This is a genomic window from Prochlorococcus marinus str. MIT 1214 (assembly GCF_027359355.1).
Taxonomy (GTDB): domain Bacteria; phylum Cyanobacteriota; class Cyanobacteriia; order PCC-6307; family Cyanobiaceae; genus Prochlorococcus_B; species Prochlorococcus_B marinus_F.
Genome location: NZ_CP114777.1, coordinates 610,384 through 624,708, shown reverse-complemented (window position 1 = coordinate 624,708; position 14,325 = coordinate 610,384). Strand labels below are relative to the sequence as shown.

Here is a 14,325-nt window from a genome sequence, read left to right as displayed (position 1 = left end):
TATTTATTAATTAAAAATTTTCTTTGAATTTGATATCCAATCTTTATTTTTTAATATTATATAAATAAAAAAAGATCAACTAAATAATTAGAAACTTAATAAACTTTGTAGAAATATGAGATAAATATACTACAATCAATTCAATTCATATAGATCTTAAAAAGGTCTAATTATCTTTATATATTTCATGCTATGGCCAAAGATCCGGGCCGAGTTTTAATCTTCGATACCACGTTGAGGGATGGAGAACAATCCCCTGGAGCAAGTCTTAATTTAGAGGAAAAATTAGCTATTGCTCAACAATTAGCAAGATTAGGTGTGGATGTTATTGAGGCAGGATTCCCTTTCGCTAGCGCGGGCGATTTTGCTGCAGTCCAGAAAATAGCTGAGAATGTAGGAGGAGAAGATGGACCTATTATTTGCGGTTTATCAAGAGCTTCAAAATCTGATATCAAAGCTTGTGCTGATGCCATTGCTCCAGCCCCAAGAAAAAGGATTCATACCTTTATAGCAACCAGTGACATTCATCTTGAACATAAATTAAGAAAATCCAGAAAAGAAGTTCTTGATATCGTTCCAGATATGGTTGGTTATGCTAAAAGTTTTGTTGATGATGTTGAGTTTTCCTGTGAAGACGCAGCAAGAAGTGATCTAGATTTTCTTTATGAAGTAATTGAATTAGCCATATCTTCAGGAGCTAATACTATAAATATTCCAGATACAGTTGGTTATACAACACCTTCTGAATTTGGAGGTTTAATATTAAATATCAATAAAAATGTTCCAAATATCAATGAAGCAGTTCTCTCTGTTCACGGTCACAATGACTTAGGATTAGCAGTCGCGAATTTCCTTGAGGCTGTCAAGAATGGAGCTAGGCAGCTTGAATGTACTATTAATGGAATTGGTGAGAGAGCTGGTAATGCTGCTTTAGAAGAATTGATTATGGCTCTTCATGTAAGAAGATCATATTTTAATCCGTTTTTTGGCAGACCTCCTGAATCTCCCACCCCTTTAACTGCAGTAAGAACAGAGGAAATAACTAAATCCTCTCGTTTGGTTTCCAATTTGACTGGGATGGTGGTACAACCAAATAAAGCAATTGTTGGAGCAAACGCTTTTGCGCATGAATCTGGAATACATCAAGATGGAGTTTTAAAAAATAGGCTTACATACGAAATTATCGATGCAAAAACAATTGGGCTGTCCGACAACAAAATTTCTTTGGGAAAATTGAGTGGTAGGAGTGCTGTTCGAGCTAGATTAGAAGACCTTGGATACGATTTGAATAGGGAAGATCTTAATGATGCTTTCGCTAGATTTAAAGACTTAGCTGATAGGAAAAGAGAGATAACAGATCGTGATCTAGAGGCCATTGTTAGTGAACAAGTTCAACTTCCAGAGGCTTTGTTCCAATTGAAATTGGTCCAAGTGAGTTGTGGAACATCTTTAATGCCTACTGCAACAGTAACTGTTGTTGGAGAAGAGGGAGTGGAGAAAACTGCCGTCTCTCTCGGAACAGGTCCTGTTGATGCAGTTGTACGAGCTTTAGATTCGTTAACCCAAGAACCTAATGAATTGATTGAATTCTCCGTAAAGTCAGTTACAGAAGGAATAGATGCGTTAGGAGAAGTTACGATTCGAATAAGAAGAGATGGTAACCTCTTCTCTGGTCATTCTGCTGATACTGATGTTGTTGTTGCAGCCGCCCAAGCATACATAAATGCTCTTAATAGATTAGTAGCTGCTCAAGGAAGGAAATCCATTCATCCACAACATGATTTGGCTCAGGTCGATAAAAAAGGGGTATGAGAATTTTTCAATTAATTATTTCAACTATATTTAGAAATATTCCAAGTGTTCCGTAAATTTTTTTAGATAAATCACTATTTCATATTAATTAAAGATTAATATGTGTTGTGACGATTTGATATGCGCACATAAATGGCTTTTAAAAGAAATCTTTACAGACTTACAGGCCTCGATGGTTCACCTCATCATGTTCTGGATGCTCCATATGAAAGTATTGATGCAGCACTTAAGGCGGCAAAAGTGTGGTGCAATGGTCAAGGGTTGAGATGCACAATTAAAGATAGAGGTATCGGTGTACAAGTGCTTGCAGGGAATGGAACTTGGAGAACTGTTTGTTATCCATCTAATTGTTTGCAACCTTCTCTCGCATGAAAAAATTATTAATGCATTATTATGATTTTTTTTAAGAGAATATTTTTTTAAAAATGGGTTCAGGAATGCGCGGCTACTGGACGCTTACTTGGTTTGGTTTGATCTCTAATACACTTGCAATTCCTTTTATTGCTTATGTAGTTGTATCAGGACCGCCCCTTCAAACTGCCAATATCACCCTTGCTATTAGTCTTGCTTGGCCAGCTGCAGTAACTGGAATTGTTGCTTCAGCAGGTCTTTTTGCTCAAAGAGGATGGGGTGTGATTTTATCAATAGTTGCTTTGTCTATGACTCTTTCAGGAACTTTGCCTTATGGAATAATCAGATTAATTAAAGTTAAAGATCTTTTTGGCATTAGTGGATTATTGTTGCTAATCGCTTTGCTTAACTTATTAGCTTTACTCTATTGGTGTAGAAGAGGTCATAGGCGAATAAGACTTTAACTCATATTGATATTTCAATAAAGTTGATATTTTTTATCTTGAATTAAAGCTTGGATATTTCAATCTTCTGTGACGCATCCTCCTCCATACAGAGACAAAGGCCCTAAGGATTATTTCTATTTCTGCTCTAGTTAAACTGCTTTCTTTTAATTGACCATCAAGCTGACGAGATTGAATTATTTTTCTAACTGTTTTGCACGCTTCGTTGTCTGAAGAAGAAGCATCAAGAGCTCTTAAAGCTGCTTCGCATCCATCTGCAAGCATAAGGATCCCAGTTTCTTTGGAATGAGGAATAGGTCCTTTATATCTGAAACGTTTTTCAGATGCAGAAGGATCACTTTCTCGAGCTTTATGAAGAAAATATCCCATTTTCAATGTTCCTTGATGTTCAGGTATGAAATCAGCAATAGGCGATGGAAGTCGATATCTCCTCGCAAGCTTCAATCCTTCATCTACATGGGCTTGAAGAATATCGGCGCTTTTATACGGGTTTTTTATTTCTTCATGTGGGTTTATTCCATCTTTCTGATTTTCAATAAACCAATTAGGTGCATGTAATTTTCCTATATCATGATAAAGAGCTCCAGTTTTTATCAAGTCAACATCAGCTCCAATGACTCTTGCGCCTTCCTCCGCAAGACTTGAAATTGTTAAAGTATGCTCAAATGTTCCTGGGGCTTCTCTAGATAAACGGCGCAGTAAAGGGCGTTCTTGATCAGCAAGTTCCATTAATCTTGCTCTAGTAAGTAATCCAAATGTATTTTCTAATATTGGAATAATTAATATAGTTATCATTAATATTGCACTTATAATAACTGTTTCATTAAAAAGGGAATTAGGGTCAATAGATAGGTTGTTTGATCCTATATTTTTCTCTTTAATTAATTGATTAAAAATAAACCATTGACCTAATAATGCACCAAAAGGTATAAATACAGCTATTTGAAGAACTTGTGCACGGCTTCTCATCCTTCTACCTAAAAATGCAACAAAAGATCCAGCAACACAAGCAATTATTAGTCTAATTTCAGTTAATTCATTAAGTGATGATGGCCACAACAGACTAGCAGTGGCCATCCAAGCTAATGAAGTTGTCGTACCTATTCCTTGTGAAAGAAGTAGAGTTGGAGGTAATATTAATTGCATAGGACTTGCTAGCGGTCCAATCCAATCTTTCGTCAATTGAACTACAAATAATAAAGTTAAGGATAGCAATCCGTGTCTAGCCTTAAGCCTGGGTTTCTCTCTTCTCATAATCATAAGAAGTAATCCGCAACCACACATTGCTTCGGAGAAAGTAATTAACCACTTTAAAGGCCTCGGACTTCGACCTACTTTATTAAAGTGTTCTAGAATAGCAAAATCTTGTGAACTTATTGTCTCTCCTTTCTTTAATATTAAATTGCCTTCTTTAACATTTATTGTGTTTATACCATCTTGATGAATTAAATTTTCAAGTAATATATTGGTTTTTAACTCATCTACTATTAAGTTACTTTTTTGATGAAAGCTACTTGATAATATTTTTGCACCTAATGATCTACTTGGAGAATCTTTTCCACCTAGATCTATTAATTGAAGTGAAGAAGCTTCATTAAGTTGATCTAGCGCAAGTGTATTTATAATACCTTGAGAAAGCATTTTTCTTGAAACATTTTTTATCTCTTCTTTCCATTCTTCCCATTTATTATCGGAAACATTAATAAGCCAACTTTTCTCTGAATTTGTTAAACTGTTTTCATTTAAATCTACCTCAAAATTATTATCCTTTAAGGTGCGAAGTGTATTGATTTTTTTTAAAACAGTCTTTTCTAAATTATTTGATTGATTCTTGTCTATTACTTGAACAAAATTTTCTTTTAAGCCTTGTTTCTTTTCTTTTAAATCCTTAGTATCTATTATCTTTGCATCTCTAGGGGCTATTACATTGAATTGAGCAATATCTCCTGGTTTGAGATCGGGAACAGCAAGTAACTTATAACTTGAAAATATTGCTAATAATAGGCAGACCATTAGTAGACCTAACTTGTCAGTGGCTGACCAGCGAAGTATTGGACGTCTGGGAGATTGACTCCCTAACCATATCCTCCAAATTTTTTGTGGACTGGGTAATTTGGCCAAAGTCTTTATCACCTACCCTGACGCTAGGTTTAATGAGTTTTTAATTGAAATTCTATTCATTTTCATTTTATTTATGCCAAAAATTTTAGATGGAAAAAAACTTGCTCAGGAGCTTGAACTCATACTTCAAAAGGCTATCCAATCTGGTTTGGAAGTTGCGGAACGTCCACCTGGTCTTGCTGTCCTTAGGGTTGGGAATGATCCTGCCAGTGGAGTTTATGTCAATTACAAGGAAAAAGCATGCGATCGAATAGGTGTTAGAAGTTTCGCAAAGCATTTAAGAGAAGATATTTCATTGGAAGAGCTTATAGAAACCATTAAAAGTTTGAATGATGATAAGAATGTTGATGGAATTTTATTGCAACTACCATTACCCGACCACCTTGATGAGTCTACCTTGCTGAGGAACATTGACCCTGATAAGGATGCTGATGGTCTACATCCTTTGAACCTAGGAAAATTAATAAAGGGAGAAAAAGGCCCAAGATCATGTACGCCTGCTGGTGTTATGTCTCTTCTTGAGCGAAATCAAATCAAAATCGAAGGAAAAAGAGCCGTTGTTGTTGGCCGTAGCATTCTTGTTGGTAAGCCCATGGCCTTAATGCTTGAAGCTGCAAATGCTACTGTTACTATTGCTCATTCAAGAACTAAAGATTTACCTTCTTTGACTAAGCAGGCTGATTTACTGGTGGTAGCAGCTGGCAAGCCTTATTTGATTGGTAAAAATCATGTAAGTGAGAATTGCGTGGTTATTGATGTGGGCATACATAGACTTCAGCCTGATCAGGAAAATATAAAAGAGCTCAAAAAGACTAAACTTTGTGGAGATGTAAAGATATTTGAAATTGAAGATAAAGTAGCTTCTTATTCGCCTGTCCCTGGCGGAGTAGGGCCTATGACAGTAACAATGCTTCTAGCAAATACGGTTGACAGGTGGCAGAAACATTGTGGATTACCTTTAACTATTAGTAATTTACTTCCATGAATCACAATGTCCTGAGAGAATTATTAGGAATAGATTTTTTGCATGCAGGAAGCAACCGCTTCTTTTGACTTCGCTGAGTATCTAGATAAAGCTAGAACTCGCGTTGAAGTTGCGCTTGATGCGTCTCTAGGCCCTGAAAAGCCAGAAAAATTAAGAGAGTCAATGCGTTATTCCCTTTTGGCGGGAGGGAAGAGATTAAGACCAATACTATGTCTTGCTGCCTGCGAACTTGCTGGAGGCGAAGTTGAAAAAGCATTGCCTACAGCAGTTGCTCTGGAAATGATTCATACAATGTCTCTTATCCATGACGATCTACCTTCAATGGATAATGACGATCTTCGTAGAGGGCGTCCAACAAATCACAAAGTCTACGGAGATGCGGTAGCCATACTTGCTGGAGATGCTCTATTGACTAGAGCTTTTGAGATGGTTTCAATTCGAACAGAGGGGATACCGTCAGAGAGACTATTGAAAATTGTTGGTGAGCTTTCTTTAGTAGCAGGAGCTCCCGGACTAGTGGGAGGACAAGTAGTTGATCTCGACTGTGAAGGGAAAGAAGTTGATTTAGAAACCTTGGAGTACATTCACCTTCATAAAACAGGCGCTCTGCTAAGGGCCTGTGTCACTTGCGGAGCATTGATTGGAGGAGCTGATGAGAAACTTCTGGAGGCACTAAGTGTCTATGCGAGAGGTATTGGCTTAGCATTTCAAATAATTGATGACATTCTTGATTTAACAGCAAGTAGTGAAGTATTGGGTAAAACAGCAGGAAAGGATTTAATTGCTGATAAGACTACTTATCCCAAATTACTTGGTCTTGATGAATCAAGAAGGAGAGCAGATCTTTTAGTCGCTACAGCAAAAAATGCTCTTGATCCTTGGCCAGAAAAATCAAAACCTCTTCTTGCATTGGCTGATTACATTACAAGTAGAGATAGATGAATCTTAATCCAGGTTTCGAATTTCAATTTATTTATATTCTTGATAATGCTGTATTGGCATGGGGCCTAATAGCGTGTGGACTTGCTCAGTTTTCTAAATTATTATTTGAATTGATTTTTAAGCAAAAGTGGAGACCGTCAGTACTTTTAGAAACAGGAGGTATGCCTTCAAGTCATTCGGCTTTGGTAACAGGAACCGCTGCAGGAGTAGGCCTTCAGCTTGGTTTTAATGATCCAGTATTTGCCTTGGCTTCAGCAATTGCTTTTATTGTGATGTACGATGCTTCTGGAATAAGAAGGTCGGCAGGCTTAATAGCAGCAAAAGTTAATCAAATTTCAAAAGATAATTCCAAGGAAGTGTCTTCAGAAACCACTTTAAAAGAATCTTTGGGGCATACCAAAATCGAAGTATTAGTAGGAAGTCTTCTTGGTCCAATTGTGGCTTTGCCAGGTATTTTCTACATTGGTTCTCCTTTGCATATTTTGCAAATGATTGGATTAGTTTCTTTGTGAAAGAAGTAATAGCAAAAGAGGATTGTGTTTTTTTAACTAAGGATCAAGAAAAATCTCTTCAATTATTCACTGAATGGCTAAAGGCCCCATATTCTTTTAAGCCCTTCGTAATGAAAGGCTTTGCAGGGAGCGGCAAAACATATTTATCGATGAAATTATTAAAAAAGGTTGATGAATTAGGTTTGTGTTGGACCGTAGTTGCACCAACTCATAAAGCTGTAGGTGTGTTAAGGGAGGGGTTAAAGAATGAATCTATTCAGCCCACATGGTTCCCCTCTACCATTCACCGTTTGCTTCGACTTAAGTTGAAAAGACAGGCGGATGTAGAAATATGTGAAAAAACAGATCAAACAGAGAACTCTTTGGAGAATTTAGGACTTGTTCTAATTGATGAAGCATCAATGATTGATTCCAAACTATTGGAGATAACTCTTGAATGCGCAAGATTTAACTCGACTCGTTTGGTTTTTGTTGGTGATCCTGCTCAACTCCCACCAGTAGGAGAAAGTTCTAGCTCGGTTTTTTTAATGAAAAGGTCAGTTAATACTGAACTTAGGGAAGTTGTTCGTCATCAGGGGCCTGTTTTGAAATTGGCAAAAATAATTAGAGACGGGCAAATCCCTTGTAAGCAGCCACCAATAGTTCCAGTTATTAATTCTAAGAAAGGTAATGTTGGAATATTAGATAGAACAAATTGGCTTGAAAGAGCCAAAACAGCATTAAAGTTGTCTTCCTTAGAGGACAATCACGATAGAGCCAGAATTTTGTGCTTTACGAATCGATTTGTTGATAATTTAGTTCCTCACGCAAGAAGAGCTATTCATGGTGAAATGGCAGATCAGTATCAGGTTTTACCTGGGGAGGTTTTAATAAGCCGTAAAGCTGTAATGGTAAATGCCTCATTAAATGAGGACGAGCTTGGAGAAGAACCAGATATTTTGATTAGTTCAAATAGAGAGATGGTTGTAGAAGATGTGATTCCAAATAGCTTTGACTTGGCTTCTTTAGGAACTCATCATGATTTAGAAAATCCTTTACCTGTGATTGAAACTCAGATAGCTAAAGTTAGTTGTGATCAAAAAGAATTTTCTTTGAGGTTAATGCCTCATATAGGTTCTAAATCTCGTAGTGAATTGGACCTTTCTTTGAATGGGTTGAGCAATCTTGCAAGAGAGAGAGGAAAAAAAAATAGTGCTTCGATTTGGAAACTTTTCTTTTTTATCAGAGATTCATTCGCATCCTTAGGTCCTGCTTCTGTTCTTACAATTCACAGGAGTCAAGGAAGTACTTTTGGAGAAGTATTCATAACTTCTGATGTCTTTTGGCCTAAAGATCTAGAATTTAGAAGAAGGCTTGTATATGTTGCTGTAAGTAGAGCGAGTAATGGAGTATGGATTGTTGGGGATAATAGAAGCAAGACGAATCAAGCTCTATTAGAGAAATTATTAATCGATTAATTTGAAAAATATTATGTTTGAAAACAGATTTTCTCAGGCATGTTTAATAATAGATTTTTTCCAATTTTCTAGTATAAGAGGCGAACTTGCCCAATGTAGATGTATCCAGCTTGCATGAATTAAATGATTACAAAAACCTTCATTTTTAATTTCTAAATCCCATCCTTTGATATCCCATAGGCAATTTATTTCTGAATTATAGCTTTCATTAATTATTTCCCAACGATGAAATTCATGTCCTATTATTTTATTTCCAGGTGAGGTAATAGGACTTTTATTTTTACTCTTCGCTTCTCTATAACCGATTTTTAAATTACCCTTTTTGGCCTTAAAAGGTAATATCCCAGCCATTGAATATTCTCTCCCTTCAAAATCAAATATACTTTTACCCAAAAGCATCATTCCTCCACATTCAGCATATATAGGAAACTTTTTTGAAAATATTTTTATTGAGTTCAGGCTTATTGTTGAACTACTTAATTGCTTTGCATGTCTCTCAGGAAAACCACCAGGTATTATTAACCCTTTAGCTTCTTTTGGAATCAGCTCATTTTCTAGTGGTTTCCAAGTAATTGTTGGCATTCCGTTTTCTTCTAATAATTCTTTTGTTTCTTCATACCTAAAATGGAAAGCTTTGTCTTCAGCGATAGCAATTGGGTAGATGATTTTTGATTCTTTCTTTGTCAAGAAATTAATTGTTTTGTTGCTATATTCTGGCGCTGATAAAAGTTTTCTAAAACTTTCAATGTCTAAATAATCTTTGGCTATCGATGCCCACTTTTTAACTTTAATTTCTAAATTCTGAATTTCATGAGCTGGAGCTAAACCTAAATTACTTCCTGTAAGATATAAGTCTTCGCAATTAGGAATGCAACCTAATGACTTTATATTGATGCGATTAAGAACTTCCAATAATATTTTTTCATGTCTAGGACTTTGAACATTATTGAGAACAACCCCTGCAATTTTTAATTCTTTATCATGTTCTGTAAATCCTTTTATTAAAGCTGCTAATGATGCTGCCTTACCTCTTGCATCAACAATAAGGACTACTGGTAAACTTAAAACCTTAGCTAATTCTGCTGTGCTCCCTTTTGAAGTACTTCCAATTCCATCGAATAATCCCATCACCCCTTCGACAAAAGAATAATCAGATAACCCTCCGAAGTGATTAAAATTTTCTTTAACCCAATTTTCACCGGAGAGAATTAAATCAAGATTTCGGCAAGCTTTTTTTGAAACTGCGGTGAGTTGTTGAGGGTCTAAATAATCAGGTCCAACTTTAAAAGTCTGTACTGTTTTATTTATACTTTTTAACCAAGAAATTAAAAGAAGACTTAAAAGAGTTTTACCACTATTACTAGAAATAGAAGAGATTACGCATGCCATCTAATGAATATATTTATTTGGCTTGATTAATTAAATCAAGCATTTGTTTCGCTATTGGTGCTGCACTAGCAAGTAAAGGGCTTGTATTACCTCTACTGCTGGAGAGTAAACGAGCGACATCATTTTCTAATGAATTTTTTTGAATAGGAACGACTTGTTCAATAAGTTCCATCCTTGCCATGCCTCCAGCTTCTAATCTCATACATTCCCCAGATTCTGATGCGAGGATTACACAAATATCGTTGTTTTGTTTGCTTTTGGCTTTTGCAATCAATCTCAAACCAACTATTTGTCCAGGATTTATGCTTGGCTTACCAATAGGTAGTGACGTAATACCAACTTCAACAAGATTTTTGTCAGGACGAATAAAACTAACTTTCAGCTGATCTTCTTTTGAGAATATGCAATTTTCAAGTTTCCAATTGAGGCGATCTGCAATCCATGCAGCAAGTAAAAGACCTTGAACTGTTTGAGAACCTTCAATATCTATATCAATTTTTTGTAAATTATTAAGAGCATTTCTTCTTTGAAGTGGATCAAAAACCATCGCTAAAGTTTCTCTCCAACCTCTAAGACGAAGCCAATTCAGGTCGTTAACAGCTTGCCCAGATTGAATTCTTTGAAGCAATAAATTCAAGCAGACTTTTGGTTTGCCTAGCGCAGTATCAATAATTAATCTTCTATTTGGGAGTGCTAGAGCATTAAGGAATTCAGGGGCCTCATCAATTCTTCCATTCCACCACAACCAAGAGGGAAGTTCATCAGGAACAAGAGTTTCAACAATTTCAAGTCCATCATTAATTGCGGCGTTATTACCTCTTAAAACAATTACGTCACCACAAGCTGTTTTACCGCCACCTTCTTCAGGAAGAGGACAATATGCTGCTACTAAAGTTTCTAAATTATTTTCATTTTCAATTGTTGGCGCAATGGTTATTAATCTTCGAGGTTGCAAATTACTTATTGAAGTGTCAATGTGTTGCCCCCTAAGGTCTTCTACATTTTTAATTAACTTTTCAGATTGAATTGAAGATTGAACTCTGAAATCTAGTGGTGAGGTGCTATTAGGCAGATCTCCTTTTAAAATAATTTCTCTTGCAGCTTCTATAAGATCATTCCTTTGACTACCTACTACTGGGCCAGATATTTTTCCTGTTTTGACTAATTTTTGTTCAATCCAAGCAGGTTGCCAGACAATCAAACAAAAAGTGTTGGCACCTTTATCTCCTCGCTCGTCATGAGACCAGAGCTGCTCAAGATAAGTAGGAATTTCAGCTGGAGGTAACTGAAGAGGTGTTTGGAGCGTTAATTGAGGAGACATTTAATTTGGTTTGAATAAAAGATTTAGATTCTATTTTTTAAGGTCTTCTCCACAGAAGCTGATCTTTGCCAATCAGTAAGTCTGATTCAGTAGGCCCCCATGTTCTTGATTCATATTGGTAAACAGGTAATTCCCAGGGTGAATCCTCAATCTTCTCTAGTAAAGGAGTGTATAAACGCCATGCAGCCTCTACTTCGTCGCTGCGAGTAAACAATGTTGGATCTCCAAGCATTGCATCTGCAAGGAGTCTTACATAACCCTCATCTGATGGTTCGCCAAAGGATTCATCATAAGAAAACTCCATATTCACAGGTCTACTTCTCATGCCAGATCCTGGTGACTTCACCTCAAAACTAAATTCAGCTCCTTCGTTGGGTTGGATTCTTAGAATTAATTGGTTTGATGTTGGGCATCCACCTGCTGCATCAAAAAGGTGAACAGGAGCTTCTCTAAAAGTAAGAACAACCTCACTAAGTCTCTTGGCTAATCGTTTCCCTGTTCTCACATAAAAAGGAACTCCTTGCCATCTCCAATTATCTATGAAAAGCTTCATTGCTACATATGTTTCGGTTGTGCTGTTTGGATTAACACCTGGTTCTTCTCTGTACCCAAGAAGCGGATCTTCATTGCTACCTCCCCTTGAGTACTGTCCCCTAACGCAACATTCCCAAGGCTTTTCTTCATTAGCAAGTTTGACTGCTTGAAGAACTTTGGCTTTTTCATTCCTAATGGCTTCTGGATCAAAATGTCCAGGTGGTTCCATTGCTGTTAGAGCAAGCATTTGGGTTAGATGGTTTTGAACCATATCCCTTAAGGCGCCTGAAGATTCGTAATATCCAGCACGATCTTCAACTCCAACTGTTTCGGAACTAGTAATTTGAACACTCGAAATATAGTTCCTATTCCAAATAGGTTCGAAAATTGTATTTGCAAATCTAAGAACAAGAATGTTTTGAACGGTTTCTTTGCCTAAATAATGATCTATTCGAAATATTTGACTTTCTTGAGCACAAGCCTGAACGAGAGAATTAAGTGACTGAGCGCTATTGAAGTCTCTTCCAAAAGGTTTTTCAATGACAACCCTGCTCCGCTTGGGATCTTTCAATAATCCTGCGGCTGCTAAAGCTCTACACCCACTTCCATAGAATTTGGGAGATACTGAAAGGTAAAAAGTTCGATTGCCGTGAGTTGCTCTTAACTTATCAATTATTTCAAGTCTTTCCCCAAGTTTTACTAGGTGTTCTGGTTGCTGCAAGTCTACAGGTTCATAGAAAAGATTTTGAGAAAATAGTTCCCATTCTTTAGGACTTTCTTTTATTTGAGAAGCAAGGGCTTCTTCCATTTTTTCTTTAAATATTTCATCATTCCATGGTCTTCTTGCACAGCCTAAAACTGCAAACTCACTTGGTAATCTTCGTTGCTTAAAAAGCTCAAATAGAGCAGGAACAAGTTTCCTGTGAGTCAGATCACCTGAGGCACCAAAAATAACCAGACATTGAGGAGGAACTACCCGCTCTTGGCGAAGACCGATTCTCAATGGGTTTGTTACTGGCATGCTCATTGATAAATTCCTTGCCTATTAGATTAGAAATATTATCCAATTTGCTTCTAATCAGTCCGATGTTTTGTTTGTCGGATGTCAAAAACAAAATTGATATTGATTGATTAAATATAGAAAAAATATTTCTAAAGTAATTAATAATTATCGCTTTCCAGACTTTTTTATTTATTTAGTAGGTCTCAGCATGCCATCTGCCTGCTTTTCTGAGTTTAGGTCTAAGTTCAGACCAGTCCAAACCTTTTGCCGCAGCTGCAGTTGTCATTGCCTCATCTATACCTGGCTCCATTCCTTTTAACCCACACAAGTAAATATGAGTTTTAGGATTCTCAATCATATTGAAGATTTCCTCAGAATGTTCAAGGACCCTGTCCTGAATATACATTCTTCCTCCTTTTTTATTCTTTTCTTCTCTGCTGATTGCTTTGGTATATCTAAGATTATCGGGGAATTTTGATTTGTAGTGTTCAAAATCATCATCGTAAAGCAAGTTAGCTGTCTTTGGTGCTCCCATAAATAACCAAGCTTTTCCTTTGAAATTCCACTTGTGTTTTTCAATTTCGGTAGGTTCAAACATCCTTCTTAAATATGCTCTCATTGGCGCTATGCCTGTACCTGTGGCAAGCATTATTATGTTTGAATCTTCTTCCTCTGGGAGAAGCATCTCTTTGCCCACTGGTCCGCTGATCTTTACTTTATCTCCAGGAGATAGATTACAAAGGTAGGTAGAGCAAACCCCATTTATTGTTTCACCATCTTTTTCGTATTGAAGTTGGCGAACACATAAAGATAATGTATTTCCTGCAAAGTTATCACCGTATCTTGTGCTAGCTATTGAATAAAGTCTTGCTCTATGAGGCTTGCCTTTTGCATCTTCACCTGCGGCAAGTATTCCGCAACTTTGACCTTCAACATATTTAAAGTCTGGGTCTCCACCTGATATATCAAAGGTTATATGTTGAACTTTCCCTATCGCTCCTTCTTTTAGTGCTGAATAATTTTCAGTTACTGTTCCTGTGAAAGGTGCTTTTGGTTTATATGTATTAACTGGTACATCTGCATGTGGTTTCTTTGCAGCCGCTTTAGCAGGAGCAGCCGCAGCCGGTTTAGCAGCCGCTTTAGCAGGAGCAGCCGCAGCCGGTTTAGCAGGAGCTGCCGCAGACGCTTTAGCAGGAGCTGCTTTAACTTTTTCGCTTAAAGCATTCTTCCCAGTTCGCAGCATTGCCCCAAAGGAATATTGCCTGCGTATAAGGTAGAAAAAACCAATTATGATAGGAATATGTGCAAGACCACCAATAACTACCTTTGTCTCTGAGTAAGCCATAAAAACTTAAATTAGAAATTGAGATTACCAAGAAGAAGTAACTTTTAGCTGTTTTATCTCGATATTACTAATTTATTAGTTCACCTTTT

Annotated in this window: 12 protein-coding genes; 7 read left to right on the top strand and 5 right to left on the bottom strand. The window is 36.8% G+C overall.

Annotated elements, in window-relative coordinates; all coding sequences use genetic code 11:
- Positions 1 to 192 precede the first annotated feature (192 nt).
- The 3 genes from O5639_RS03900 (at position 193) to O5639_RS03890 (ending at position 2,627) form a co-directional block, all read left to right on the top strand.
- Positions 193 to 1,812 carry a 2-isopropylmalate synthase gene (locus O5639_RS03900; RefSeq protein ID WP_269625174.1) on the top strand — a complete coding sequence of 540 codons (1,620 nt, stop codon included), beginning with the start codon at positions 193 to 195 and terminating at the stop codon, positions 1,810 to 1,812.
- Between the two features lie 132 nt (positions 1,813 to 1,944).
- Positions 1,945 to 2,184 (top strand): hypothetical protein, encoded by a 240-nt coding sequence (locus O5639_RS03895; protein ID WP_269625173.1) that lies wholly within the window; start codon positions 1,945 to 1,947, stop codon positions 2,182 to 2,184.
- A gap of 65 nt (positions 2,185 to 2,249) precedes the next feature.
- Positions 2,250 to 2,627: a hypothetical protein gene (locus O5639_RS03890; protein ID WP_420063667.1), complete on the top strand. Its 378-nt coding sequence runs from the start codon at positions 2,250 to 2,252 to the stop codon at positions 2,625 to 2,627.
- A gap of 33 nt (positions 2,628 to 2,660) precedes the next feature.
- On the opposite strand, the gene O5639_RS03885 is transcribed toward O5639_RS03890, so the two are convergent.
- The gene (locus O5639_RS03885; RefSeq protein ID WP_420063666.1) at positions 2,661 to 4,748 is read right to left on the bottom strand and encodes an HDIG domain-containing metalloprotein; all 2,088 of its coding nucleotides are present in this window, start codon (positions 4,746 to 4,748) and stop codon (positions 2,661 to 2,663) included.
- 73 nt (positions 4,749 to 4,821) lie between these two features.
- Here O5639_RS03885 and folD point away from each other — a divergent pair, with 73 nt between their 5' ends.
- Genes folD through O5639_RS03865 form a run of 4 tightly spaced genes read left to right on the top strand, consistent with a single transcriptional unit; the run spans position 4,822 to position 8,644 of the window.
- On the top strand, positions 4,822 to 5,733 hold the full coding sequence (gene folD, locus O5639_RS03880) for a bifunctional methylenetetrahydrofolate dehydrogenase/methenyltetrahydrofolate cyclohydrolase FolD (protein ID WP_269625171.1): 912 nt from the start codon (positions 4,822 to 4,824) through the stop codon (positions 5,731 to 5,733).
- A gap of 42 nt (positions 5,734 to 5,775) precedes the next feature.
- Positions 5,776 to 6,675, top strand: a complete 900-nt coding sequence (gene crtE, locus O5639_RS03875) for a geranylgeranyl diphosphate synthase CrtE (protein ID WP_269625170.1) — start codon at positions 5,776 to 5,778, stop codon at positions 6,673 to 6,675.
- Positions 6,672 to 7,187 (top strand): divergent PAP2 family protein, encoded by a 516-nt coding sequence (locus tag O5639_RS03870; protein ID WP_269625169.1) that lies wholly within the window; start codon positions 6,672 to 6,674, stop codon positions 7,185 to 7,187. The genes crtE and O5639_RS03870 overlap by 4 nt, the downstream gene beginning before the upstream one ends.
- Entirely contained in the window at positions 7,184 to 8,644 is a 1,461-nt protein-coding gene (locus O5639_RS03865; RefSeq protein WP_269625168.1) for an ATP-dependent DNA helicase, read from the top strand. The genes O5639_RS03870 and O5639_RS03865 overlap by 4 nt, the downstream gene beginning before the upstream one ends.
- Before the next feature lie 33 nt (positions 8,645 to 8,677).
- On the opposite strand, the gene O5639_RS03860 is transcribed toward O5639_RS03865, so the two are convergent.
- The 4 genes from O5639_RS03860 to O5639_RS03845 form a co-directional block, all read right to left on the bottom strand.
- On the bottom strand, positions 8,678 to 10,033 hold the full coding sequence (locus O5639_RS03860; RefSeq protein ID WP_269625167.1) for a cobyrinate a,c-diamide synthase: 1,356 nt from the start codon (positions 10,031 to 10,033) through the stop codon (positions 8,678 to 8,680).
- A 13-nt stretch (positions 10,034 to 10,046) separates the two neighbouring features.
- A complete protein-coding gene (locus O5639_RS03855; RefSeq protein ID WP_269625166.1) occupies positions 10,047 to 11,354 on the bottom strand; it encodes a glucose-6-phosphate dehydrogenase assembly protein OpcA in 1,308 nt (435 codons plus the stop codon).
- Between the two features lie 37 nt (positions 11,355 to 11,391).
- The gene (zwf, locus tag O5639_RS03850; protein ID WP_269625165.1) at positions 11,392 to 12,915 is read right to left on the bottom strand and encodes a glucose-6-phosphate dehydrogenase; all 1,524 of its coding nucleotides are present in this window, start codon (positions 12,913 to 12,915) and stop codon (positions 11,392 to 11,394) included.
- Positions 12,916 to 13,084: 169 nt separating this feature from the next.
- Entirely contained in the window at positions 13,085 to 14,236 is a 1,152-nt protein-coding gene (locus tag O5639_RS03845) for an FAD-binding oxidoreductase (RefSeq protein ID WP_269625164.1), read from the bottom strand.
- Positions 14,237 to 14,325: the final 89 nt, after the last annotated feature.